Source organism: Actinomadura pelletieri DSM 43383 (assembly GCF_003634705.1).
Lineage (GTDB): Bacteria > Actinomycetota > Actinomycetes > Streptosporangiales > Streptosporangiaceae > Spirillospora > Spirillospora pelletieri.
Map to the genome: position 1 here is coordinate 261,289 of NZ_RBWU01000002.1, position 24,587 is coordinate 285,875.

Here is a 24,587-nt window from a genome sequence, read left to right on the forward strand (position 1 = left end):
CGTGGCACTCATCGCGCTCGCGGCCGACAAGGGGGCACCGGGCGTCACGACCGCGGCCGTCGCGCTCGGCGCCGTGTGGCCGCGTCCCGTGCTGGTCGCGGAGTGCGACCAGGCGGGCGGCGACCTCGTGTACCGGCTCCCGGCCGAGTCCGGGGACGACGCGGCGGGCGGCGTGCTCAACCCGTCCCGCGGCCTGCTCAGCCTCGCCGCCACCGCCCGCCGCGGCCTGCGTCCCGACCAGATCGCCGAACACTGCCAGCGGCTCGTCGGCGGGCTCGACGTGCTCGTCGGGATCACCAACGCCGAGCAGGCGCAGGCGATGACCTGGCTGTGGCGTCCGCTCGGCCGCGCGTTCGCCGGGCTCGCGCCCGTCGACGTGATCGCCGACTGTGGGCGGCTCGGCGCGGACTCGCCGCTGAACGACCTGATGCGGGAGGCCGACCTGGTCGTCCTGCTCACCCGCGCCACTTTGGAACAGGTCGCGCACCTGCGCGAACGCGTCGCGGCGCTGTCCTCCGACCTGGGCGGCGGCCCGCCCGTCGGGGTGCTCGTCCTCGCCGACCCGCGCGACTTCCGCGCCTCGATCGCCGAGGTCGCCCGCATCCTGGCCGGGGCCCGCCGCCGTCAGGACCAGGACGCCGCGGCAGGGCATCCGGCACCGGACGTGACCGTCCTCGGCGGCCTGGCCCTCGACCCGAAGGGCGCCGCGCTGCTGTCGGGCCACTGGGGCGGGCGGCTGGACCGCTCACTGCTGATCCGCTCCGCCCGCGAGGTCGCGGGCGACCTCGTCGGACGCCTCCCCTCCGCCGGCGCACCGCCACCGCCCCCGCCGTCACCGTCCGGACCGTCCGCGACGTCCGCGCAGGCCCCGGCCGTGCAGGGGAGGCGATAGATGGACCACGGGCTCGTCAAACGGCTCCGTCAGGAGGTCGGCGACCGGCTGGCGCAGCAACGCCGCCTCGATGCCGCCAACGGCCTGCCGTCGATGACCGGCGAGGACGAGCGGCAGTTCGCCCGCGCGCTCATCGGCCAGGTTCTGGAGGAGTTCGCACGCGGCGAGATCACCTCCGGGAGGCGTCCGCCCAACGCCGAAGAGGAGGAGGCGCTCGCCGCCGGGGTGCACGCGGCGCTGTTCGGCGTGGGCCGGCTCCAGCCGCTGCTGGAGGACCCGGAGATCGAGAACATCGACGTCAACGGCTGCGACCGCGTGTTCATCGGCTACGCCGACGGGCGCGAGGTCATGGGCGAGCCGGTCGCCGAGAGCGACGAGGAACTGGTCGAGCTGATCCAGATCCTCGCCGCGTACAGCGGGCTGTCGTCGCGCCCGTTCGACACCGCGAACCCGCAGCTCGACCTGCGCCTGCCGGACGGCTCCCGGCTGTCGGCGGTGATGGACGTGACGGTCCGTCCCGCGCTGTCGATCCGCCGCGCCCGGCTCGGCAAGGTGTTCCTCGCCGACCTGGTCGGCAACGGCACGTTCCCGCAGGAGCTCGCGCACTTCTTCCGCGCCGCCGTCCACGCCCGCAAGAACATCATGATCGCGGGGGCGACCAACGCGGGGAAGACGACGCTGCTGCGCGCCGTCGCCAACGAGATCCCGCCGAACGAGCGACTCATCACCGTCGAACGCGCCCTCGAACTCGGCCTGGACGCCTTCCCCGAGCTGCACCCGAACTGTGTCGCGTTCGAGCAGCGGCTGCCGAACCCCGAGGGGCAGGGCGCGATCTCGATGGCGGAGCTGGTGCGCCGGTCGCTGCGCATGAACCCGTCCCGCGTGATCGTCGGCGAGGTGCTCGGCGACGAGATCGTGACGATGCTGAACGCGATGACGCAGGGCAACGACGGGTCGCTGTCGACGATCCACGCGAACTCGTCGGTGGAGGTCTTCAACCGCATCGCCACGTACGCGATCCAGTCGGAGGAGCGGCTGCCCGTCGAGGCGACGCACATGCTGATCGCGGGCGCGATCGACTTCGTCGTGTTCATCGAGAAGCGCAACGACTACGCCTCCGGCGGGCGGCTGCGCCGCTTCGTGTCGAGCGTCCGGGAGGTCACGGGCGTGGACGGGCGGGTCCTGTCGTCGGAGGTGTTCGCGCTGGGGAACGGCGGCCAGGTCGTCCCGGCCGCCCCGATCCAGTGCGTCGCGGAACTCGCCGAGTACGGATACGACCCGTCCGCCGGAGGCTGGTGATGTACACGCCGGACGTCCTGCTCGCCATCGTCGCGGGCGCCGTGGCGGGCGCCGGGCTGATCCTGCTCGTCGCCGCGCTGCGCGGGCTGCCGGTCGGAACCATGCCCGGCGGGCGGCGGCTCCCGCGCGGACGCCGCCGCGAAGACCTCGTCCGGACCTTGACGACCCGCACGGCCGTCGCCGTCGTCGCCGGAATGGCCGTCCTGGTCGTGACGCAGTGGCCGATCGCCGCCGTGGGCACCGGCGCGCTCGTCCTCGCCTGGAACGGCCTGGCGGGCGGCGCGTCCGAGGAACGCCGCGGCATGGCACGCCTGGAGGGCCTCGCCGCGTGGACGGAGTCGCTCCGCGACACCATCGCCGGGGCCGTCGGCCTCGAACAGGCCATCCCCGCCTCGCAACGCGCCGCCGCGCCCGCCCTCCAGCAGCCGCTCCGCAACCTCGTCGACCGGCTGCACACCCGCGTCCCGATGCCGGAGGCGCTGCGCCGGTTCGCCGACGACCTGGACGACCCGTCCGCCGACCTGGTGATCGCCGCGCTGATCCTCAACGCCAGGCTCCGCGGCCCCGGCCTGCGCGACATGCTGGGCGCGCTCGCCACCTCCGCCCGCGCCGAGCTGGACATGCGACGCCGGGTGGAGGCCGACCGGCGGTCCACGCGGCGCAGCGTCCGGATCGTCGTCGCCGTCTCCGTCGGGACGGCCCTGGCCCTCGCCGTGTTCAACCACTCCTACGTCGAACCGTACGACGACTTCCTCGGGCAGCTCGTCCTGTGCGTCGTCGTCGCCCTGTACGGCGCGGCGTTCCTGTGGCTGCGGCGCCTGTCGAAGTACGAACTGCCGGGCCGTTTCCTCAGCGAGCCCCGCAAACCGGCCGAACCGGGCGTGCCGGACGAGGTGCCGAGCACCGTCGCGGGCTGGCAGGGAGGCGGTGGCGCGCCGTGAACGGTATGAACGCCGCGCTGCTCGCGGGCTCGGTCAGCGGCCTCGGCCTGTACCTGCTCGTCCGGGCGCTGTTCCCGCAGCGTCCCGGCCTCGCCGCCCGGATGGCCGCGCTCGACGCCACCCGCCGCCGCGACCTGGAGGAACAGCGGGCCGGACGGCTGTCCCCGACACTGGAGAAGGTCGGCGGCGTCCGCGCCAGGCTCGGAAAGGAACTGGCGCGGTTCTACGAGTCGCGGGGCTGGCGGCTGCGTTCGGTCCGCGCCGACCTCGCCATCACCGAACGGTCGCTGGAGGCGTTCCTCGCGACGAAGTTCCTGCTGCCCGCCTTCGCCCTGCTGTTCATCCCGCTGATCGTCGCGTACTTCACGCTGCTCGGGCTCGGCTCGTCCGTCGCGGTCCCGGTCTGGATCTGCGTGCTGTTCGCCGCGATCGTCTTCTTCTTCCCCGACATGCAGCTCCGGCAGGAGGCGCAGGCCCGCCGGCAGGACTTCCGGCACGTCGTCGGCGCTTTCCTCGACCTCGTCTCCATGAACCTCGCGGGAGGACGCGGCGTCCCCGAGGCGCTGATGACCGCCTCGAACGTCGGCGAGGGCTGGGCGATGCACCGCATCCGGGACGCCCTGTCCAACGCCCGCATCACCGGTCAGACGCCATGGCAGTCCCTCGGCCGGCTCGGCGAGGAACTCGACATCACCGAACTGCGCGACCTCGCCGGCGCGCTCGCCCTCGTCCAGGACGACGGCGCGCAGATCCGCAAGTCCCTCGCGGCACGCGCCGCGTCCATGCGCAGCCGCGAGCTGTCGGAACTGGAGGGAAAGGCGGGGGAGCGCTCCCAGTCGATGCTCGTCGCGCAACTGTTCCTGTGCGCCGGATTCCTGATCTTCCTTGCCTACCCGGCCCTGATGCGGGTGCTCGCCTCATGAAACCCACCCCCGACACCACAGAACCGGCCCACTGGAGGTGCCACGATGAGTCAGCACAACCCGTTCAACGATCCCACCGTCGCCTATCTGCGCGCCGTGCTCGGCACGCGGCTCGCCCGGCTGCGCTCCGACGAGGAACGCGACCGGGGCGCGTCCGCGATCGAATGGGCGATCATCACCGCGATCCTGGCGCTGCTCGCGATCACCATCGGCGCGATCATCACCCGGAAGGTCACGGAGAAGGCCAACAACATCAACACCGGCTGAGGCCCCGCTCCGACGCCGGGGTGTCGTCGATGGAGTGGGCGCTGCTCACCCCCGTCCTGATCCTGCTGATGTTCATCGTCGTGCAGTTCGCCATGGTGTTCCACGCCCGCCATGTCGCGCTCGCGGCGGCGCAGTCGGGCGCCCGTGTCGCGCGGACCTCGCCCGTCGGCGGCGGCTGGGAGGACGCGGCGGCCGTGAAGGCCCGCGACGATGCCCGCGCCATCGGCCCCGAACTGCTGGACGGCCTCCAGGTCCGCACCGGCGAGGCCGCCGACGAACGCTGGGTCGAGGTCAGCGGATACGCGGTGTCCGTCATCCCGTTCATGCGGTTCCACGTCTCGCAACGCTCGCAGGGGCCGATCGAGTGCTTCCGCCCGGACGTCGGCGACGGCACCTCGTGCCAGCGGGGAGCGGGCCCATGAGACTTCCCGACCGCGGCTCGATGTCCCTGGAGATGGTGCTGGTCACCCCCATCTTCGTGGTGTTCTTACTGTTCCTCGCGGCGGTCGGGCGGATGGTGGACGCGCAGAGCCAGATGGACGGCGCCGCCCGGGACGCGGTGCGCGCCGCGTCCATCGCCCGCAGCGCCGCGTCCGCCCGGAACCTCGCCGCCGACACCGCCGCGTCCGGCCTGCGGAACACCTCCTGGTGCGCGGGCGGGCCGAGCGTCCAGACCGACGTGTCCGACTGGCGGCCCGGCGGCCGGGTCGGTGTGACGATCACCTGCGATGTGGACCTCGGCGACCTGTCGTTCATCGGGCTTCCCGGGACGAAACGCCTGCGCGGCGAGGCGGTCGCGCCCATCGACACGTTCACGTTCCGCGGCACCGACGCCGGAGACGAACCATGACCGATCGCGAGCGGGACCGGGGCACGATCGCCCTGTACACGGTGTTGTTCACGCCGATCGTCCTGCTTCTGGCGGGGCTGCTGGTGGACGGCGGCCTCGCCATCCACGCGCGGCAGCGCGCCGCGGACATGGCCGAGCAGGCCGCCCGCGCGGGCGCCGACCAGATCGACACCGACGCGCTCCGGCGGACCGGCGAACCCGTCCTCGACCCGGGCCGGGCCCGCGCCGCCGCGTGCGACATGCTCACCGCCTACCGCGACCAGGTCACCGCGTCGCGGTGCGACGCCGACGAGCAGGAGGTGGTCGTGACCGTCCAGATCACCGTCCGGCCGCAGTTGCTCGGGATCATTCCCGGGCTCGGGGAGTTCCGGTTGACGTCCGGCGCGACCGCGCGTCCCGTCACGGGAGGCGATGGGCCGTGAGCCGGAGAGCGAACCGTCCTACGATGAGGGCGACGTCCACGCGTGGTGCAGGCAGGGACCGGCGAACGGCAGGGGCGCTATGGTGACGCGGCACGGGCAGAGAAATCCGGGCACCTCCGGCGGGCGTGGGGGGCCGTCCCATCGCAGGACACCGGTCAAGGTCGGACGCAGCGCGGGCGACGTGCTGGCCGGGATCGGCTCGATCATCGCGCTGACGGCGCTGGTGGTGGGCGTCCCGATCGCGTTGCTGGTCATGTTCGGGTCGCCGTTGCCCGACCAGATGCCGTCCACGTCCGACCTGACGGGCCGGGTGGGGCCCGGCGCGCTCATCGACATCCTGGCCGCGCTGGTGTGGCTCGCCTGGATCCAGCTCGCGGTCTGCGTGGTCGTCGAGTTGTACGCGGGGATCCGCGGCGTCGGCGTCCCCGCGCGGGTCCCGCTGGCGGGCGGCGCGCAGTCGCTGGTGCACCGGCTCGTCGTGGCCGCGCTGCTGCTGTTCAGCGCCACGTCCGTGATGGTCCCGGCGCTGTCGGGGGTCGGCGGCCTGACGCGTTCGGTGGCGCACGCGGAGGAGCTTCAGCAGCCCCCGGCCGCCGCGCCGCAGAGCCAGGCCATGGCGGGCCGCACCGAGCAGGTCGCCGCGCAGAACCCGGTGGACGAGTCGGCCACCACCAAGATCTACCGGGTGCAGCCGCCGGAGGGACGCCACCACGAGAGCCTGTGGGAGATCGCCGAGAAGTGCCTGGGGGACGGGCGCCGCTACAAGGAAATCTTCAAGCTCAACAACGACCACGTCCAGCCGGACGGTTCACGGCTCACCATCGCCAGCCTGATCCGACCGGGCTGGATTCTGGAGATGCCCGCGGACGCCAAGGGCGCGAAGGTCATTCCGACCAAGGACCTCCAGGACTACTTCCGGCACGGTCACGCCGTCCCGGACAAACCCGCCAAGCCCGCCAAGCCCGCCAAGCCCGAGAAGCCGCAACAGCCGCAGCAGCCGGAGCGGCCCGCGCAGCCGGAGCCGCCGCGCGAGTCGGCGCCGCCGACCCCCAAGCCGCAGCAGCCCGCCCCACCGCCCACCACCCAGAAGCCCGCCACACCGCCGCCCACCTCCGAAGCTCCGGCGACGTCGCAGCCGCCCGCCGCCGCCAAGCCCCCGGCTTCGAAGGCCCCGGCTTCGAAGGCGCCGGCCGCCAAGCCCCCCGCGTCCAAGCCCCCCGCGTCGCAGACTCCGGTGTCGCAGTTGCCCGACACGCAGCCTTCGGCGTCGCAGGAGGACACCGACCGGCTCGACATCGGCTGGCCGCACGGGCTCGCGGCCGGTGCGCTGATCGGCTCCGGGCTGCTCGTCGTCCTCGGTCGGCGCCGCCGCGCCCAGATGTGGAACCGCGAACCCGGCACCATGATCGCCCGGCCGGAGGGCGGGGCGGCCCTGGCGGAACGGGCGCTGCGGCTCGGCGCCGACGACGACGCGGCGCGGCTGCTCGACCTCGGGCTGCGGCATCTGTCGAAGTCGATGGCGGCGGGCGGCCGTCCGCTGCCGACCGTGTACGGCGTGCACATCGCCGGCGCGCAGAGCCTCGACCTGTGGATCGCGCCCGCCGACCGGAACCCGCCCGCGCCGTGGCAGGCGTTCGACGACGGGCAGGTGTGGCGTCTGTCCGGTGACGCCCTCGCCGGACTCGAGTCGTCCGACCTCGGTGACGTCCTCGCGCCCTATCCGGGCCTGGTCTCGATCGGCACGAACGACAACGGTCGCATCCTCGTCGACCTGGAGGCCGCGCACGGGCTGATCGCGCTGCGCGGCCCCGACGACGTCCGCCGCGCGGCGCTGTCGGCGATCGCGATCGAGCTGGCCACCAACCGTTGGTCCGACCACATGCGGATCACGCTCGTCGGGTTCGACGGTGGGCTCGGCGAGGGGCTGCGGGAGATCGCCCCGGACCGGGTCCGGTCCGTCGCGACGCTCGCGGACGCGCTGCCCGAGCTGGAGGGACGCAGCGAGGAGGTGCGGCAGGCGCTCGCCGCGTCCGGGGTCGACTCGGTCCTCACCGGAAGGTGTCGCGGTGTGTTCGGCGAGGCGTGGATGCCGCACTACCTGATCATGGCGGACCAGCCGTCGGAGGAGGACGCGGACCGGCTCGTCGCGCTCGCCCGCACCGGCACCCGGATGGCCGCGGGCTACCTCGTCGCCGGTGACGTGCAGGGCGCCACCTGGACCTGGGACGTCGATGCCGCCGGACGCCTCCAGGCCGGCGTCCTCGGCTTCGAGGTCGACGCGCAACTCGTCGAGGACGACGCCTACCGCAACGTGTTCGACCTGTTCAGGACGGCGAACCGCAACGATGCCGTCCAGCTTCCCGGCCTCGCCGGTGGCGCGGAGCCGCCGACCTCGCAGCAGTCGTCGGTCGACATCCGCCTGCTCGGCCCGATCGAGGTGGACGCGCCCGGCCCGATGGACGAGGACCGCCGCGACCTCTGCACCGAACTGCTGGTGTATCTGGCGGCGCACCCGGAGGGCGTCCACCCGACGGTGCTGTCCGGCGCGATCTGGCCGCGCGGGGTCCCCGCGGGCGTCCGCGACGCGTGTGTGGCGCGCGTGTCGGACTGGCTCGGCCGGGACGCGCGGGGCCGCCCGAACCTGTACTACGACGAGCGCGGCCGGATCAGGCTCGGCTCGGAGGTGCGGGTCGACCTCGACGTGTTCCGCTGGCTGGTGTGGCGGTCGGCGGCCGAACCCGCGTCCGAGACCGCCTACATGTCGTACGCGCTGGACCTCGTCCGGGGGCCGCTCCTCGCGGGCCGTCCGCGCGGCCGGTACACGTGGCTCGCCGACCATGTGCTGGAGTACGAGGCGTCCGCGCGGGTCATCGACGTCGCGCACCGGCTGGTCCTGCTGCGGCTGGACGAGGGTGACGCGCGCGGCGCGGTGAGCGCGGCACGTGCCGGGCTGCGGCTCGCCCCGGACGACGAGGGCCTGTGGCGGGACCTGCTGCGCGCCACCCACGCCACCGGCGACGTCGCGCAGGTCCGGGTGATCGTGGACGAGATGCGCGGCCGCATCGCCCGGGACCCGCTGTTCGACCGGCTCCAACCCCAAACGGAGGCGCTGGTGGAGGAACTGCTGCCGGACTGGGGCGGCGTCAGATCGCGTTGAGCAGCGCCCGTCACCCGCCCGGCCGCGGGTGCACGCGCAACGCCACCGGACGGCCCCCGACATCGACCTTCCGCAGCACGGTTCCCGTCCGGGTCGACACGGCGTAGACGAGCCCGCCGGGGTCGGCGAGCCACAGCGCCGACCCGTCCGGCGACAGCCCGCCCGGCGTCGCGGGCCCGCGCCCCGGCAGCGGCCACCGGGACTCCACCCGCCCGGTCACGACATCGACAACGGCGAGGACATCACCACCCACGACGAACACCCGGCGCTCGCCCCCACCGACGACCAGGCTCCGCGCACCCGGCCCGGTCGAAACGAACCCCAACGGCACGAACCGCCGTGCGTCCACGACCCACAAGCCCCCCGCAGCCGGATCGGCGACATAAAACACCGCCCCACCCGGCGCCAGCCGCACGTCACCGGGCCGGGCCCCGCGCGGCAGCCGGATCGTCCCGGCGACGCGGCGTCCGGCGAGATCCACGTGGACGAGCGTGCCCGCGGACGCGCACGTCGCGACCACCGCCGACCCGTCGTCGGTGAAGTCGGCATGCCCCGCCGCGCACGGCAACGGCACCGACGCCTTAGCCCGCATGGTCACCGGATCGCGGACGCCGAGACGACGCGGCCGACGGGTCAGGACCAGCGCATCCCGCCCATCCGGCGTGAAGTACAACGCGGCGGCGCCCTTCACCCGAACCGGACGGCCCCGTTCACCACCGTCCACCCCGACCGGAACGAGGACACCGTGCGCCCGGTCGGCGACCCACAGCCGCCGCGGGTCCGGGGACGGCACGATCCGAGCCGCCACCCCGACGCGGATACGGTCCACGGTCTGAAGCGTGCCGGGGTCGAGGACGTCGATGACCCGGCCATGCGCGACGTACAGCCGTGGCACCTCCACCCGCCCGTCCGGTACAGGCACAGGCACGGAGACGCCGGGCGATTCACGGACCGGACGCGGCGGCAGATACGGCGCCGGCCCACCGAGCCCGATCGCAGGGCCGTCCGGGGAGCCCTCACCGGGCCGATAGAACGGGACGGGCGACTCGCAGCCGACGAGCACACCGCTGGTCAGCGCAAGGGCAGCAGCGAACCGAAACGCGGCGGCCCGCGCTCTCCGTCCCTCCCCTGTCACGGCGGGGACCTTACCGGGAGACGACACCGAGTACGCGCACAATCGCGAAACGTGACACACCTTCACCGACCAGAACTCGTGTCAACGCAACCCCACCCCCGCACGCGAACGCGTAACCCGCCCAGCACAACAACCCCGAAGCCGAGCGGATCGCGAAGCGATACCGCGTTCGCCCAGCCCCCGGTTCGCAGCGAGCCATCGGAAGAGCGAAGTGACCCGGGCTTGCAATAAACACAGCCACCCCAGCCCGCGCGCGAACGCGTGACCTGCCCGGTGGAGCGATGCCGAAGGCGAGCGGAGCCGGGCAGATCGCGAAGCGATGTCGCGTTCGCACCAGGACAGGTCACGTAGCGAGCCGCCAGGCGAGCGAAGTGGGCCTGGCCTGCAATAAACTAGTCGGACTTGCCGATGCCGATGCCGAACTCGCGGTAGACGCGCTCCCAGAAGCCGTCCCGCAGCCAGGTACGGGCCTCCTGGTAGGGCCGCAGCGAGGAACCGAGTTCCTTCTCGGCCTCGATCAGCAGCTCCTTGTCGATGACCGGCGGCAGGATCGGGCCGGGGAGCAGGTCACGGATGTTGTCCCGCCCCCGCTCGAAGATCCACTTCTGGGCGACATGTTCGCCGATCTCCAGCATGTGGTCGCGTTCGGGGCCGAGCTTGCCCTCGGCGAGCTTGCCGTCCGTCACGGCGGTGGAGTTCATCGACGCGGCCACCGTCGCGGGCGTCGCGCCGCTCGGGGCCGGGACGCCGGCGCGGACGGTCGCGGGCGTCGGCTTGACCGCCGGGGGCCGTCCCGCGAACACCTGCGACGGGGAGGGGACGGGGTTCGTGCGCTGCGCGGCGGCAGCGGCGTCCCGCACGGCGGTGGTCGTTCCCGGGGCGGGCAGCAGTTTCGCCTTGGTGAAGTAGGGGCGCAGGAAGTCGGCGGGCAGCACCTCGACCGTGTCGGACTCCCACACCAGCCACTCGGCCTGGTTCGAACCGTGCGTCGGCTCGACCCCCCACAGGTGCACGCGGACCCCGTAGCGCTGCGCCGCCTCGACGGCGGGCAGCATGTCCTCGTCACCGGCCAGCAGTACCGCGTCGGTGATCGCGCGATGCCGGGCGAGGGCCTCGAGGTCGGCTCGGAGTTGGGCGTCCACACCCTTCTGCTGGCCCTGCGCGTTCAGGTTCCCCAGGCGCAGCTTCACCAGCGGCAGGTTCGCGATGACGCGCTGGTCGACGGTCGGCTGCCGTTTCGGTGCCGCGTCGAACCAGTAGACCCGCAGCAGTTCGCCACGCCGTTGTTCGTCGGCGTGATCGGTCAAAGCCTTGATCAGCTTCTCGGCGGCGACCCGGTACTCCCGTCTGGAACCGCAGCTGAGCAGCAGGGCACCGGAGGCCGCGTAGAGGTATCCCGCGTCGACGAAAATGGCGTAGCGCGCGGGCTGTGGGACGAACTCCGAGGTGGCCATGGCCTTCCACCTTATTCGTGCCGGGCCGTCGCTGGGCGTGAACCACCGTTGTCCGTCAGCGCGGCAGGGCGCTCGCCCGCCACGCTCCGGGGCCGCGAGGCCGCGGTCCGTCCGCGCCCGTGGCGCGCACGAGCCGGGTCCGATCGGCCCATCGGGACGGCCGGGACGCCCGGTTCGCCGCGTTCCTGGCGGCCGCGGCGGCGCGGGCGCGGGCGGTCAGCACGGCGACGAGCGCGGCGATTTCCTCCGGGCCCGGGTCGCCCCGGACGACCTGGAGGAACGGCTGGTCCGATGCGGTCACCAGATCTCTCCACATCCTGGGAGGGTCGCGGTCACAGCGGAATGTTCCCGTGCTTCTTGGGCGGCAGCGTCCGGCGCTTGTCCCGCAGCGCCCGCAGGGCCCGCACGACCTGCCCGCGCGTCTCCGACGGTTTGATCACGTTGTCGACATAGCCGCGTTCGGCCGCGATGTACGGGTTGGCGAGCGTGTCCTCGTACTCGGTGATCAGCTCGGCGCGGCGGGCGTCGGGGTCGTCGGCGGCGGCGAGTTCCCGCCGATACAGGATGTTCACCGCGCCCTGCGCGCCCATGACCGCGATCTGCGCGGTCGGCCACGCCAGGTTGATGTCGGCGCCGAGGTGCTTGGACCCCATGACGTCGTACGCGCCGCCGTACGCCTTCCGCGTGATGATGGTGACGAGCGGGACGGTCGCCTCCGCGTACGCGTAAAGCAGCTTCGCGCCCCGCCGGATGATGCCGTTCCACTCCTGGTCGGTGCCGGGCAGGAAGCCGGGGACGTCCACGAACGTCAGCACCGGGATGTTGAACGCGTCGCACGTCCGGACGAACCGGGCGGCCTTCTCGGACGCGTGGATGTCGAGCGTCCCGGCGAACTGCATCGGCTGGTTCGCGACGATGCCGACCGAGTGGCCCTCGACCCGCCCGAACCCGACGATGATGTTCGGCGCGAACAGTTCCTGCACCTCCAGGAACTCGCCGTCGTCCAGCACGTGCTCGATGGCGGTGTGCATGTCGTACGGCTGGTTCGGCGAATCGGGAATGAGCGAGTCAAGTTCCTCGACCGATTCCTCCGGGTCGACCGCGACATCGAACACCGGCGCGTCCGACAGGTTGTTGGACGGCAGGTACGACAGCAGCGCCTTGACGTACTCGATCGCGTCGTCCTCGTCCGACCCCTGGTAGTGCGCCACACCGGACCGGGAGTTGTGCGAGTGCGCCCCGCCCAGCTCCTCCATCGTGACCTCTTCGCCGGTGACCGTCTTGATCACATCGGGCCCGGTGATGAACATATGGGACGTCTGATCGACCATCACCACGAAGTCGGTGATCGCGGGGGAGTACACGGCGCCGCCCGCGCACGGCCCCATGACCAGCGAGATCTGCGGGATCACCCCGGACGCGTGCACGTTCCGCTTGAAGATCTCCGCGTACAGCCCGAGCGCGACGACACCCTCCTGGATCCGCGCGCCACCGGAGTCGTTGATCCCGATCACCGGGCAGCCCGTGGTCATCGCGTGATCCATGACCTTGCAGATCTTCTCGCCGAACACCTCGCCGAGCGACCCGCCGGACACGGTGAAGTCCTGGCTGAAAACCGCGACGGGACGCCCGTCGACCGTCCCGTACCCGGTGACGACACCGTCGCCGTAAGGGCGGTTCTTCTCCATCCCGAAGTTCGTCGACCGATGCCGTGCCAGTTCGTCGAATTCGACGAACGACCCTGGGTCGAGCAGCGCGTCGATCCGTTCCCGCGCCGTCATCTTCCCCTTGGCGTGCTGCTTCTCCACGGCCCGCGCCGAACCGGCGTGCACGGCCTCGTACCGGCGCCGCTCCAGATCCGCGATCTTCCCGGCCGTGGTGTGGACGTCGTAGTCCACCGGGGGTTCAGGGGCTTCCGTCGCCATGCCGGTCAGGTTAACCGGGTGCCGCCCGCACGGCCGCGTTCGGGGGACTCGTTACGCTGGGTCGAATGGCCACGAAGACACGTGACACCTTCCGGCAGGACATGCCCGAGCCGCTTCGCCGCGACGTCCGCCTGCTCGGCGCGATGCTCGGCGACGGCCTGGTGGAGTACGGCGGCCAGGACCTGCTGGACGACGTCGAACGCCTCCGGCACGCCGTGATTGCGGCCCGCCGCGGCGAGACCGCCGTCGACGATGTCGCGTCCCTCGTCGACGGCTGGACGCTGGAACGTGCCGAGCAGGTCGCCCGCGCGTTCACCGTGTACTTCCACCTGACGAACCTGGCGGAGGAGCACCACCGCATCCGCACCCTCCGCGACCGCGACACCGGCGACACCGTCCCCGGGTCGATCGCGGCGGCCGTCCAGGAGATCCCCGACGTGGACGCCTTTCTCGACGGCCTGGAGTTCCGTCCCGTCTTCACGGCCCACCCGACCGAGGCCCGCCGCCGCGCCGTGGTCACCGCGATCCAGCGCATCAGCGACCTGCTCACGAACCTGAACCTCACCCCCGGTGTGACCGAACGCGAGGAGATCGAGCGCCGCCTCCGCGAGGAGATCGACCTCCTCTGGCGGACGGCCCTGCGCCGCGCCGCCCAGATGGACCCGCTCGACGAGGTCCGCACGGCGATGGCCGCGTTCGACGAGACGATCTTCCGGGTGGTCCCGCAGATCTACCGCTCCCTCGACCGCGCGCTCGGCGGCGACGGCGACCACCCGCCGAAGGCCCGCCCGTACCTGCGGTTCGGCAGCTGGATCGGCGGCGACCGCGACGGCAACCCCTATGTCACCGCCCAGGTCACCCGTGACGCGATCATGATCCAGGCGGACCATGTCCTGCGCGCCCTGGAGACGGCCTGCGCACGAATCGGCCGCGAGTTGACCGTCCACGAGTCCACCACCCCCGCATCCCAAGACCTCCTGAACGCCATAGCGTCCGCCCGCACCGCCCACCCCACCCCCCTCGGCGAGATCGCCAAGCGCTCACCCGGCGAACCCCACCGCCAGTTGCTCCTCTACGCCGCGTCCCGAATAGCCGCCACCCGCGAACGCGACGCCGACCTGGCCTACACAACGCCGGACGAACTCCTCACCGACCTCCGCCTCGTCCAGAACTCCCTCGTCAAAGCCGGCGCGACCCGCCAGGCCTACGGACGCGTCCAACACCTCATCTGGCAGGTCGAAACCTTCGGCTTCCACCTGGCAGAACTGGAAATCCGCCAACACTCCGAACTCCACGAAAAAGCCCTGGCCGAGCTGGACAGCGACCAGTCCGACACCACCACCGAAATCCTCGAAACCCTCCGCGTGGTCGCCTGGATCCAGAAGCGCTTCGGCGTCCGCGCCTGCCACCGCTACATCGTGTCGTTCACCCGCTCCGCCGACGACATCGCCAACGTCCACACCCTCGCCGCCTCCCTCGGCGACAACGCCCCCACCCTCGACGTCATCCCCCTCTTCGAAACAGGCGAAGACCTCGAACGCGCCCCCCACGTCCTGGACGGAATGCTGCGCATCCCAGCCGTCCAAAACCGCCTCAACGAAACCGGCCGCCGCCTCGAAGTCATGCTCGGCTACTCCGACTCGGCGAAACAACTGGGCCCCACCACCGCCACCCTCCGCCTCTACGACACCCAGGAGGCCCTCGCCTCGTGGGCGGCCCGCCACGACATCGCCCTCACCCTCTTCCACGGCCGCGGCGGCTCCCTCGGCCGCGGCGGCGGCCCCGCCAACCGCGCGATCCTCGCCCAGGCCCCCGGCTCCGTCGCGGGCCGCTTCAAGGTCACCGAACAGGGCGAGGTCATCTTCGCCCGCTACGGCCACGCCGAAATCGCCAAACGCCATGTCGAACAGGTCACCAGCGCCGTCCTGCTCGCCTCGACCGACGCCGTCCAGGACCACGCCCGCGAGGCCGCCGCCCGCTTCCGCCCCCTGGCCGACAAGATCAGCGAAGCCGCCCGCGCCGCCTTCCGCTCCCTGGTCGAGACCCCCGACTTCGCCGCCTGGTTCGCCCAGGTCAGCCCGCTGGAAGAGATCGCCGAACTCCGCATCGGCTCCCGCCCGGCCCGCCGCAAGGCCGCCCGCGGCCTGGAAGACCTGCGCGCCATCCCCTGGGTGTTCGCCTGGACGCAGACCCGCGTCAACCTCCCCGGCTGGTACGGCCTCGGCAGCGGCCTCGCCGCCGTCTCCGACGACGGCCGCGACCTCACCGAACTCCGCGACGCCTACGACGCGTGGCCCCTCTTCAACACGCTCCTCGACAACGCCGAGATGAGCCTGGCCAAAACAGACCGCGCAATTGCCGAACGCTACCTGGCCCTAGGCGAACGCCCCGACCTCACCGAAACCGTCCTCACCGAATACGACCGCACCCACCGCCTGGTCCTGGCGGTCACCAACCACGACCGCCTCCTGGAGAACCGCCGAGTCCTCTCCCGAGCCGTAGAACTCCGCAACCCCTACGTGGACGCCCTCTCCCACCTACAACTCCGCGCCCTCAAGTCCCTCCGCAAGGGCGTCACCAACGACGAGGAACGCACCCACCTGGAAGCACTCCTCCTCCTCTCCGTCAACGGCGTAGCCGCCGGCCTCCAAAACACCGGCTGACAGTCTGTTGGGATAACGGTTCTGGCCTAGCGGGCCGCGAATGCAGAGAACCCCCGAACCCGATGCCGGATTGCTGGGGGCTCTCTGTTGTGCGCTAGAGGTCCTTGATGGTCTCGGCGAGGTGGCGGAAGTCCTCACGGCTCACGAGGATCGTGTGGGCGCCTTGACGTTCGACGAGCTTCGAGCGGTGGACGCCGCCCTGCTCACCGTGCTCGGGCTCACTCTCTGACCCTCAGGACGTCTGCTGCTGGCTGGGCGGGTGGCTTGGGGCATTTGGTTCCAGATTTTTTCCGGGTGATGTCGATTCGGGGAGGGTGCCCTTCGTCGGTGGGGCGAGAGTCCACCGAGAGGAAGGGAGAACCCGATGGACGCCATGCCTGAGATCGCCGACCGTGAGACCTTCCAGGCCCAGCTGGACGAGCTTCGGGTCCGGGAGAAGGCGCACACGCGTGCGGGCGACGCGATCGCGGCGGCCCGGCGGAGGCTGCCGATGGTCGAGGTCGACGCCACCACGCCGCTGGTCGGCGCGGACGGCCCGGTCACCCTGCTGGACGCGTTCGAGGGACGCCGCCAGCTGATCGCGTATTACATGATGTGGCACACGGGCCATCCGGCCGCGGAGCAGTGCGAGGGCTGCACGTACTACAACGGGAAGGTCCGCGAGCTGTCCTACCTGCACGCCGCAGGTATCACGTATGCGACCCTCTGCCAGGGCCCGTACGAGGAGAGCGTCCGGTACCGCGACTTCATGGGCTGGGACATGCCCTGGTACTCCGCCCAGGACTCCGCCGAGACGCTCCTCGTCGGACGCCGGGTCGGCATGTTCCACCTGGTCTGCTACCTGCGGGACGGCGACCGCGTCTTCGAGACCTACTGGACGAACGGCCGCGGTGTCGAAGCGCTCGACAACACCTACCCGCTCATGGACATGACCGTTTACGGGCGCCAGGAGGAATGGGAGGACTCGCCCGAGGGCTGGCCGCACGACGGCTCGATCGACGGCGGCTTCTTCCGCATCGACGGACGTCCCGCCTCGCAGTGGCCCCGGCTGGAGGCCGGACGTTCCGACGACCTCGGCACCGGCTCGTGACCCGGTTCAGCGCCAGGGATCGGTTGGTCCTGCTCGTCCTGCTCGGCGCGGGGTTCATGTTGTCCGTCGACTTCTCGATCCTGAACGTCGCGCTGCCGGAGGTCGGTGCCGGTGTCGGGTTGGGCGTGAAGGGGTTGCCCTGGATCACGTCCGCCTACGCGCTGCCCGCCGCCGGATTCACCCTGGTGTTCGGCCGCCTCGCCGACCTGTTCGGCCGCCGCAGGCTGTTCTTCGCCGGGATGGTGCTGCTCGTCGGGGCCTCGCTGCTCGGCGGCTTCGCCGTCAATCCGGAGATGCTGCTGACCGCGCGGGCGTTGCAGGGCTTCGCGACCGCGATGACGATTCCCGCGACGCTGTCGCTGATCACGACCATGTTCGCCGAGGGGGCGCTGCGTGAGCGTGTCCTCGGGTTGAACGGGGCGCTGCTGTCCGGTGGTTTCACCGTCGGCGCGCTGGTCGGCGGCACCCTGGTCGGGCTGTTGAGCTGGCGGGCGGCGTTCTTCGCGAACGTCCCCGTCGCCGTGGCCATCCTGCTGGCGACACCTGTGCTGATCGGCGAGAGCAAGGCACCCGGTCGGACGCGGCTGGACCTGCCAGGAGCGGTCACCGTGTCCGGTGGCCTGCTGGCCGTGATCTACGCGGTCATCGAGCGGAGCGTTCCGGCGGCCATCGTCGGCGTGCTGTTGCTGGGCGCGTTCTGGATGATCGAGCTGCGTTCGCCCGCGCCGCTCGCCCCGGTGCACATCCTGCGGCGGCCCACGGTGAAGTGGGGCAACTACGGCGGGTTCATGATCTTCGCGATGGAGCCCGCGATGATCTTCCTGATGACCCTCTACCTCCAGCAGGTCCTGGACCTGTCCCCACTGGCCACGGGGTTGATCTTCGGGATTCCCGGGTTGGCGTCGGTGGCCGCCGGGGTGATCGCCGGACGGGTCATCGGCCGTCTCGGCGGTCGCCGCGTCCTGACGGCGGGCCTCGCCGTGCAGGGGCTGGCGACCGTTCCGCTGATCTTCCTGGGGGCCGACCGGGCGGCGATCGCCGTCCTCGTACCGGCGCTGTTCATCGGGTTCTTCGGGCATGTCGGGGCGATCGTCGCGTTCACGGTGACCGCGACGTCCGGCCTGCCGGACGAGCAGCAGGGCCTCGCGACGGGCCTGGCCTCGATGACCCAGCAGGTGGCCCTGACCGTGGGCATCCCGGTGATGGGCGCGGTCGCCGCGTCCCAGAGCGGGGAACTGGCCGGTATCCATCTCGCGCTCGGCGTGATCGTGGCGGTGACGCTCCTCAGCGTCGCGATGCTCTGGTTCGGGCTCCGTCCACGCGACCACGACGGCCACGGGAACGCGGAAGCGCCTGTCAGCACGCGTCCGACGGCGAACGAAAGGATCGTGAGCATGCCCTCCTAGACGAGACCCGCTCCGCCGGGCTCTGAGCGGTTCTAGGACGGCCAGAGCGGGGGCCGCTTCTCGTTGAAGGCGGCGATGCCCTCGCGGCGGTCGGCGGACAGCGCGGCGGTGCGCCAGGCGTTCTCCTCCAGGTCGAGCCCCGCGTCCAGGGGGACGCCGCCGCCGAGCCGCAGGACGCGCTTGGCGGCCCGGACGGCGACCGGCGAGTTCCCCGCGATCCCCCCGGCGAGTGCCAGGGCCTCCTCGCGGGCCTTTCCCGCGGGCACCCTCCGGTCGGCGAGGCCGTACTCCACGGCCTCGTCGACCCGGAGGCGGCGGCCGGTGAACACCAGGTCGGCGGCCTTGCCCGGCCCGAGACGGCGCAGCGCGAGCTGGGTCCCGCCGCCGCCCGGGACGAGCCCGACGCTCACCTCCGGCAACCCGAACACCGCCGTCTCGTCCGCGACGATCAGGTCGGCGGACAGGGCGAACTCGCAGCCGCCGCCGAGCGCGAAGCCGTGCACGGCCGCGATCACCGGCTGCGGCAGGTTCAGCACGCCGCCGAACGCGGCCCGGAACACGGGCCGCTGGGCGAGCAGCTCCGCGTCCGTCATCGCGTTGCGTTCCTTGAGGTCGGCGCCGACACAGAACGCCTTTTCCCCGGCCGCGCTCAGCACCACCGCACGCACGGAATCGTCCGCCGCCACATCCGCGCACACCGCGGCGAGCCGTCGCGCCATCGCCGTCGACAGGGCGTTCAGCGCCTCCGCCCGATCCAGCACGATCTCGGCGACATGCCCCTCGGCCCGCAACTTCACACCGTCCATGAATCGGCACTGTACTAAAGCCGAAGGTGAGTATTTGCGGTCAAGTTCCGGCGGGTAAATGAGTTAGGCGCCGGTGGGCGACGTCGGGGTCAAGACCAGGTGACGATGCCGTGGTCCGCGCCGCCCGAGGCGAGAGTTCGGACGTCCGGGCTGAAAGCGAGGTTGGTCGGCCCCCGCACGCCTCCACGAAGGCCAAAACCACCGCCGGGCTGGGCAACTGGTCCCCTCGTGGGGCCCGGGCCAATGTCGCCATCGCTTATCCGATGCGCCTCACCAGTTCGCGATAGGTCGGCCGACCCGCTCTCTCCCGTGATTTTCGCAGGTCAGATGCGAATTTCTGTGTCGGCCACGCAGTAGGATGAGAATCTGCTGCCCCGTCCCATGAAACTAATTTTGACCAATATGAACCGGACGGGTTGAGGTAGCCTGATTCGAACTGTGTCCCGATCCGGTCAATGTCGCTTACCGTGACGATCGATCACCTGAATTGCAGGAGCGCGGTCAGTGACTGAGTCTGTGGGCGGAGTCGGGTCACCGGGTCTCGCGGCCGCTCGATTGTGTCCTGCCTGGCAGGGGTTGACGAGATCAAGGGCAAGGTCTCGGACTGGAGCAAGGGCACCAACAAGAGGGATGCCGTCAAAAACTTGGGTGACGACGAGTTCGCGGTCAAGGCCGAGTACAGGAGGACGCACTCGCCCAGCAAGACCCTGAACGTCTGGAACAAGTCCGGTGCCGGGACCACCATCACCAGTGGTCCGGGCACGAAGACAATCAGCCTCCTGGCATGCCACCAACGGCGCGCTCAGAAGGACAAGTGCGGCAAGTGGGTTGCCTGACCTACTTCAGTGATGACCCCGGGCCAGTACTGGTCCGGGGTCTTCCCCGTCCGGCCCAAGAGCCCTGAGAGAAGGAATCGGTAATGAAACCAGACGATCAGACGAACGGCGCATTGCGCATAGCGGGGCTGACCCACGCGGTGTCGGACCGGCCCATCTTCACCGACCTGGAATTCACGGTGCGCTCCGGTGAGTCGGTGGCCGTCGTCGGGCCCAGCGGCAGCGGCAAGACGACGCTCCTGATGTGCCTCCTCGGTCTGATCAAACCGAGCGCGGGACGGGTCGAGGTGGCGGGCGCGGACATCACCCGGCTCTCCACCCGAGCGCTCGCGGCGCACCGGCGCCGACATCTCGGCGTCGTCTTCCAGTTCGGAGAGCTGTTACCAGAATTAACCCCACTCGAGAACGTCGCACTGCCCGCGCTGCTCGCCGGCAGGAATCACCAGAAGGCGTACGCGTCCGCCGAACGCCTCCTGGGGGACCTCGGCGTCCCCCCAGGACAACACCATGACGGGCCTGCTGTCGGGTGGCGAACGGCAACGTACCGCCGTGGCACGTGCACTGATCAACGAACCGGCCGTGATGTTGGCGGACGAACCGACCGGGGCGCTCGACTGGACGACGCGCGACGCCGTGGCGAGCACGCTCTACTCCTTGGCGCGCGACCGTGACTGCGCGCTCCTGGTCGTCACCCACGATCCGGCGGTGGCCGGTCGTGCCGACCGGCGGCTCCGGCTGGACGCCGGAAAACTGACCGAGGTGGCCTGATGATTCGTCGGAGCCTCTGGTGGCAACTGCTGCGCATCGGCTGGAACATCGGGCGCGGCGCTTCGGGCGACCGGATCCGGTTCATCGCCCTGTTGCTGGCGTCGGCGACGCTGGCCCTCATCGCGTCCACGGCCGTGGCCGCCGTGGCGGTCGTCGACGCACGCGACGGCGTCGAGCGAACGCGGGGCCCGTTGTTCGCCGACGACGGCGAGCCGGCGACCGCCCTGTGGAGGGTCGAGTTCGACACGGTCGACCAAGTCCAGCACTCGGTGGTGTTCGTGGAGCCGCTCACCGCGTCGGCCGCGCCGCCGCCGGGCCTTCCGCGATGGCCGGCCCGAGGAGAGGCGTACCTGTCGCCGGAACTCCTCCGGCTCGGCGCACCCGAGAACATCTCAGCCAGGTACGGCCACCTGGCGGGTCTCGTCCAACGAAACGGGCTCGCCTCGCCGGGAGAGCGAATCGCCTATGTGCGACCTCCCCACCCGAATCTCCGGTCGGACGACTGGTTCAAGATCACTGGCTTCGGCCAGGCCGTCGGGTTGGGCGAAGCGCAGGCCGCGCGTCCGCTGTCCATGTTCCTCGACGCCCTGATCGGCCTGCTCGCGGTTCCCGCGGTAGCCCTGCTCGTGGTCGCCGCGCGCTGCGGCTCGACCGCCCGAGATCGTCGCAGCGCCCTGTTGCAGGCGCTGGGCGGGCTGGCGCGGCACCGCGCGGTGGTCAACCTTGGTGAGGCCGCGCTGCCCGCGACGGCCGGCGCCTGCCTGGGAGCCGTCCCGATTCTCACAGCGATGATCGTCGACATCCGCATACCGGGGACCGGCTACCTGATCGGCTCCACCGACCTGCGCGCCGTGTGGTGGACGATCCCCGCCGTGGTGCTCGCGACGGTCCTCATCACGCTCACCGCCGTCGTCATGCTGGACCGCGTCGACCGTGCCGGGAAGACCACCAGACCCCGCTCGTTCTCCGGTCCGGTGCCCCGGTGGCGCCTTGTCCTGTGCGCGGTCATGTTCGCCGTCGAGGCCGTCAGCGGCTTCGTGGACGGAGACGTCGGCTTCTACCTCTACCTGACCGGCGCGCTCGGCGTGTTGGCGACCCTGCCCTCCGTCGCCGCCGCTTTGAGCCGCGGGCTCGGCGAGCGCATCGCCGCGTTCGGCCGACGGCGAGGACGCCCCGCTCCCTTGACGGCGGGCCGGTGGATCGTCGCCCACCCCGGTGTGGTGACACGCCTCGCGGTCGCCGTCATCATCGGACTCGGCCTGATCACCCAGGTCCAGGTGTGGCACAGCAGACTGAGCGAACCCGAGAAGGAGGCCGTCGCCACCGAAAAGCGCGTCGGCGGCGGAGTCCTGCTCGTGAGCGCCGAAACGGACCTCACCCCCGCCCAGATCAGCGCATTCGCCGGCCACCTCCCACCCGCCTACACGATCTTGGGCCTGCACACTCCGGAGAACAGCCCAACGACCGCGGTCGCCCCCTGCCCGGCCCTCAGGAGCGTCCACCTCACCTGTCCCACCACGTCCACAGCGCTCAGAACCGGCGAGGGGGACACGAGAGTGCAGGAACTGCACCGCTGGCAGGGCAAACAAAACGGACAGATGATCGTCCGCACCGGATCGATCACCGGCTCGAAGCTGGACGCCCTCGCCGTCCTGTCCGCCCCGGAGACCGGATCCCAGACGACACCGGTGAAGCAGGCCGCCTACGCCACACTCCCGCTACCGAAAGTCGACCAGCTGGGTGCGGACTCGCTCATCTCGGCGAAATCAGACTCCCAGATGGCGAGATGGCTCGTCCTGTTCGGCGTCTGCGGCATGCTGATCCTCATGCTGGCGGCTGCGGTGAGCGCCGCCGCCGAGTTCCTACGCTTCAGCCCGGCCCTCATGCCCCTGACGATCCAGACGGACGGCCACCGCATCTTCATCTCGATCGCCCTGTGGAACCTCGCCGTCCCCCTGACCCTGGCAACGCTCATCGGCACGGCCGTCACAGCCTGGCAGGGCCTCCATTTCATAGCCGTAGTGGACGAAGGCACCTTCTCCTGGGAGACCTTGGCCATCGCCACCACCACCGGCACGCTCCTCGCCTTCGCCATAGCCCTAGCCGGAGGCCTGTCCGCCACCCGCGCCGCCCCCCGCTGGCGACCAACAGGAGACTGACCACCCCTCCGCTGATCACTCAGACCACGACACGCCCGTCCCGCCCTCCCCGGCAACCAGCCGGGGAGGTCAAAGCGCTACCAGCGAACGCACGCCCCCAGCCCACCACCGCCACCGCCACCGCGCAGCGATCTCAGGGTTCGCGATCACGTCCAAAGGCAGGTTCAAGCGAAGCGAGACCCTGATCGCGCAGCGAGCCGCCAGGTGAGTCGAAGCGATGCCGGGTGCACGGCCGCGACCACCTGGACCATCCGTACGAGCTGACCTCAGCCCGCCTCCGCAACCCCGCGACAACCTGGGCCACTGCGATCGCGTCCGAAGGCAGGTTCAAGCGAAGCGAGACCCTGATCGCGCAGCGAGCCGCCAGGTGAGTCGAAGCGATGCCGGGTGCACGGCCGCGACCACCTGGACCATCCGTACGAGCTGACCTCAGCCCGCCTCCGCAACCCCGCGACAACCTGGGCCACTGCGATCGCGTCCGAAGGCAGGTTCAAGCGAAGCGAGACCCTGATCGCGCAGCGAGCCTCTAGGCGAGCCGGAGCGATGCCAGCGATCGCACCGCAGTTCACGACGATGGAGGGCCCCCAGGGCCCGAAGGAGGAGTGCACTGCAATAAACACAGCAGGGCGCGCAGCGCCCGAAGGAGGAGAGAAATACAAAACAACGCGCTTGGATGGGGTGATGAGTGAGTCACCCTTTAGTGATCTTGGTCGGCCGCCGTTGCGGGAGGCGGCGTTGGAGCGGGCGCTTGTGCGGGACGGGGGGTTGTGGCGGGAGGTGCGGGTGGTGGATGAGACGGGGTCCACCAATGCCGATCTCGCCGTGCGGGCCCGGGAGGGGGCGGTGGAGGGCACCGTGCTCGTCGCCGAGTCGCAGACGGCGGGGCGGGGGCGGTTGGGGAGGGCCTGGGCGGCGCCGCCGCGGTCGGGGTTGATGTTCTCGATGTTGGTGCGGCCGCGGGTGCCGGTGCCGATGCTGGGGTGGGCGTCGTTGCTTACGGGTGTCGCCGTGGCGTCCGCGGTGCGGCGGATGACGGCGTGGTCGGAGGCGGGGGAGGGGTTTCTCGGGGACGGCGGGGACGTGGCCGTGGACGTGCGGCTGAAGTGGCCGAACGACCTGCTGGTGGGGGACCGGAAGCTCGCCGGGATACTGGTGGAGAAGGTCGAGGACGGGCTCGTCGTCGGTGTGGGTCTGAACGTCGGGCTGCGGGAGGAGGAGTTGCCCGTGGCGACGGCGACGTCCCTCGCGATCGAGGGGGCGCCGTTGACCGATCGGGCGCCGCTGCTGCGGGCGATCCTGCGCGAGTTCGCGACCTGGTATCAGGAGTGGACGGCGCTGGACGGCGACCCGGAGAGCAGCGGGCTGCGTACGGCCTATAAGAATCTGTGTGTGACGCTCGGCCGGGAGGTCAGGGTGGAGTTGCCCGGCGAGATGCGGGTCGCGGGGACGGCGCGGGACGTGGACGGTGCGGGGCGGCTGGTGGTGTCCGGTCCGGGAGGGGACACCGCGATCAGCGCCGGTGATGTCGTGCATGTCCGATGAAGAGGGAATAGTCGAGGGGGTCGCGAGCCGACAGTGCGGCTGATCTGCACCG

At 71.1% G+C, this 24,587-nt stretch carries 22 protein-coding genes and 1 pseudogene; 18 read left to right on the forward strand and 5 right to left on the reverse strand.

All coding sequences use genetic code 11. The features are described from left to right. The first annotated feature begins 1 nt into the window (after position 1). From BZB76_RS07980 to BZB76_RS36330, 9 genes are read left to right on the forward strand one after another with little or no spacing between them, the layout of a single operon-like run. Positions 2-892: a hypothetical protein gene (locus BZB76_RS07980; RefSeq protein WP_121433671.1), complete on the forward strand. Its 891-nt coding sequence runs from the start codon at positions 2-4 to the stop codon at positions 890-892. Then, a complete protein-coding gene (locus tag BZB76_RS07985) occupies positions 893-2,191 on the forward strand; it encodes a TadA family conjugal transfer-associated ATPase (RefSeq protein ID WP_121433672.1) in 1,299 nt (432 codons plus the stop codon). Beyond that, on the forward strand, positions 2,191-3,132 hold the full coding sequence (locus tag BZB76_RS07990) for a type II secretion system F family protein (protein WP_121433673.1): 942 nt from the start codon (positions 2,191-2,193) through the stop codon (positions 3,130-3,132). Before BZB76_RS07985 ends, BZB76_RS07990 begins: the two co-directional genes overlap by 1 nt. A 5-nt stretch (positions 3,133-3,137) precedes the next feature. Further along, positions 3,138-4,055, forward strand: coding sequence for a type II secretion system F family protein (locus tag BZB76_RS07995; RefSeq protein ID WP_121433674.1), 918 nt, complete (start codon positions 3,138-3,140; stop codon positions 4,053-4,055). Positions 4,056-4,100: 45 nt separating this feature from the next. Beyond that, the gene (locus tag BZB76_RS08000; protein ID WP_121433675.1) at positions 4,101-4,322 is read left to right on the forward strand and encodes a Flp family type IVb pilin; all 222 of its coding nucleotides are present in this window, start codon (positions 4,101-4,103) and stop codon (positions 4,320-4,322) included. 29 nt (positions 4,323-4,351) lie between these two features. Continuing rightward, entirely contained in the window at positions 4,352-4,744 is a 393-nt protein-coding gene (locus BZB76_RS08005) for a TadE family protein (protein ID WP_246006818.1), read from the forward strand. Continuing rightward, the gene (locus BZB76_RS08010; RefSeq protein WP_246006819.1) at positions 4,741-5,172 is read left to right on the forward strand and encodes a TadE family protein; all 432 of its coding nucleotides are present in this window, start codon (positions 4,741-4,743) and stop codon (positions 5,170-5,172) included. Before BZB76_RS08005 ends, BZB76_RS08010 begins: the two co-directional genes overlap by 4 nt. Further along, entirely contained in the window at positions 5,169-5,594 is a 426-nt protein-coding gene (locus tag BZB76_RS08015) for a TadE/TadG family type IV pilus assembly protein (RefSeq protein WP_121433677.1), read from the forward strand. Before BZB76_RS08010 ends, BZB76_RS08015 begins: the two co-directional genes overlap by 4 nt. Beyond that, entirely contained in the window at positions 5,584-8,751 is a 3,168-nt protein-coding gene (locus tag BZB76_RS36330; protein ID WP_281273855.1) for a BTAD domain-containing putative transcriptional regulator, read from the forward strand. The genes BZB76_RS08015 and BZB76_RS36330 overlap by 11 nt, the downstream gene beginning before the upstream one ends. Positions 8,752-8,761: 10 nt before the next feature. Here BZB76_RS36330 and BZB76_RS08025 read toward each other — a convergent pair whose 3' ends face one another. The 4 genes from BZB76_RS08025 to BZB76_RS08040 all read right to left on the reverse strand — a co-directional run bounded on the left by BZB76_RS08025 (position 8,762) and on the right by BZB76_RS08040 (position 13,265). Continuing rightward, positions 8,762-9,886 (reverse strand): YncE family protein, encoded by a 1,125-nt coding sequence (locus tag BZB76_RS08025; RefSeq protein WP_147449368.1) that lies wholly within the window; start codon positions 9,884-9,886, stop codon positions 8,762-8,764. 392 nt (positions 9,887-10,278) lie between these two features. Next, positions 10,279-11,340, reverse strand: a complete 1,062-nt coding sequence (locus tag BZB76_RS08030) for an NYN domain-containing protein (RefSeq protein WP_121433679.1) — start codon at positions 11,338-11,340, stop codon at positions 10,279-10,281. Between the two features lie 55 nt (positions 11,341-11,395). Further along, positions 11,396-11,656: an acyl-CoA carboxylase subunit epsilon gene (locus BZB76_RS08035; protein ID WP_121433680.1), complete on the reverse strand. Its 261-nt coding sequence runs from the start codon at positions 11,654-11,656 to the stop codon at positions 11,396-11,398. A gap of 16 nt (positions 11,657-11,672) precedes the next feature. Next, positions 11,673-13,265 carry an acyl-CoA carboxylase subunit beta gene (locus BZB76_RS08040; protein ID WP_121433681.1) on the reverse strand — a complete coding sequence of 531 codons (1,593 nt, stop codon included), beginning with the start codon at positions 13,263-13,265 and terminating at the stop codon, positions 11,673-11,675. A gap of 65 nt (positions 13,266-13,330) precedes the next feature. Here BZB76_RS08040 and BZB76_RS08045 point away from each other — a divergent pair, with 65 nt between their 5' ends. The 4 genes from BZB76_RS08045 to BZB76_RS08055 all read left to right on the forward strand — a co-directional run bounded on the left by BZB76_RS08045 (position 13,331) and on the right by BZB76_RS08055 (position 18,424). Next, positions 13,331-15,928, forward strand: coding sequence for a phosphoenolpyruvate carboxylase (locus BZB76_RS08045; RefSeq protein WP_121433682.1), 2,598 nt, complete (start codon positions 13,331-13,333; stop codon positions 15,926-15,928). A 40-nt stretch (positions 15,929-15,968) separates the two neighbouring features. Beyond that, the gene (locus BZB76_RS35210) at positions 15,969-16,157 is read left to right on the forward strand and encodes a hypothetical protein (RefSeq protein WP_211342898.1); all 189 of its coding nucleotides are present in this window, start codon (positions 15,969-15,971) and stop codon (positions 16,155-16,157) included. Positions 16,158-16,292: 135 nt separating this feature from the next. Next, entirely contained in the window at positions 16,293-17,018 is a 726-nt protein-coding gene (locus tag BZB76_RS08050) for a DUF899 family protein (protein WP_121433683.1), read from the forward strand. Then, positions 17,015-18,424 carry an MFS transporter gene (locus tag BZB76_RS08055; protein ID WP_211342899.1) on the forward strand — a complete coding sequence of 470 codons (1,410 nt, stop codon included), beginning with the start codon at positions 17,015-17,017 and terminating at the stop codon, positions 18,422-18,424. The genes BZB76_RS08050 and BZB76_RS08055 overlap by 4 nt, the downstream gene beginning before the upstream one ends. 32 nt (positions 18,425-18,456) lie before the next feature. Here BZB76_RS08055 and BZB76_RS08060 read toward each other — a convergent pair whose 3' ends face one another. Next, positions 18,457-19,230, reverse strand: a complete 774-nt coding sequence (locus BZB76_RS08060; RefSeq protein WP_121433684.1) for an enoyl-CoA hydratase/isomerase family protein — start codon at positions 19,228-19,230, stop codon at positions 18,457-18,459. A gap of 557 nt (positions 19,231-19,787) precedes the next feature. On the opposite strand from BZB76_RS08060, the gene BZB76_RS34170 reads away from it, so the two are divergent. From BZB76_RS34170 to BZB76_RS08085, 5 genes and pseudogenes are all read left to right on the forward strand, one after another. Further along, positions 19,788-20,066, forward strand: a complete 279-nt coding sequence (locus BZB76_RS34170) for a hypothetical protein (protein WP_147449369.1) — start codon at positions 19,788-19,790, stop codon at positions 20,064-20,066. 83 nt (positions 20,067-20,149) lie between these two features. Beyond that, positions 20,150-20,491 (forward strand): annotated as a pseudogene (locus BZB76_RS36645) (ATP-binding cassette domain-containing protein); the annotation flags it as partial. Positions 20,492-20,615: 124 nt separating this feature from the next. After that, the gene (locus BZB76_RS35770; RefSeq protein ID WP_246006820.1) at positions 20,616-20,834 is read left to right on the forward strand and encodes a P-loop NTPase family protein; all 219 of its coding nucleotides are present in this window, start codon (positions 20,616-20,618) and stop codon (positions 20,832-20,834) included. After that, the gene (locus BZB76_RS08080) at positions 20,834-22,993 is read left to right on the forward strand and encodes a permease (protein WP_121433686.1); all 2,160 of its coding nucleotides are present in this window, start codon (positions 20,834-20,836) and stop codon (positions 22,991-22,993) included. The genes BZB76_RS35770 and BZB76_RS08080 overlap by 1 nt, the downstream gene beginning before the upstream one ends. Before the next feature lie 681 nt (positions 22,994-23,674). Then, the gene (locus tag BZB76_RS08085) at positions 23,675-24,535 is read left to right on the forward strand and encodes a biotin--[acetyl-CoA-carboxylase] ligase (protein ID WP_211342901.1); all 861 of its coding nucleotides are present in this window, start codon (positions 23,675-23,677) and stop codon (positions 24,533-24,535) included. The last annotated feature ends 52 nt before the right edge of the window (positions 24,536-24,587 follow it).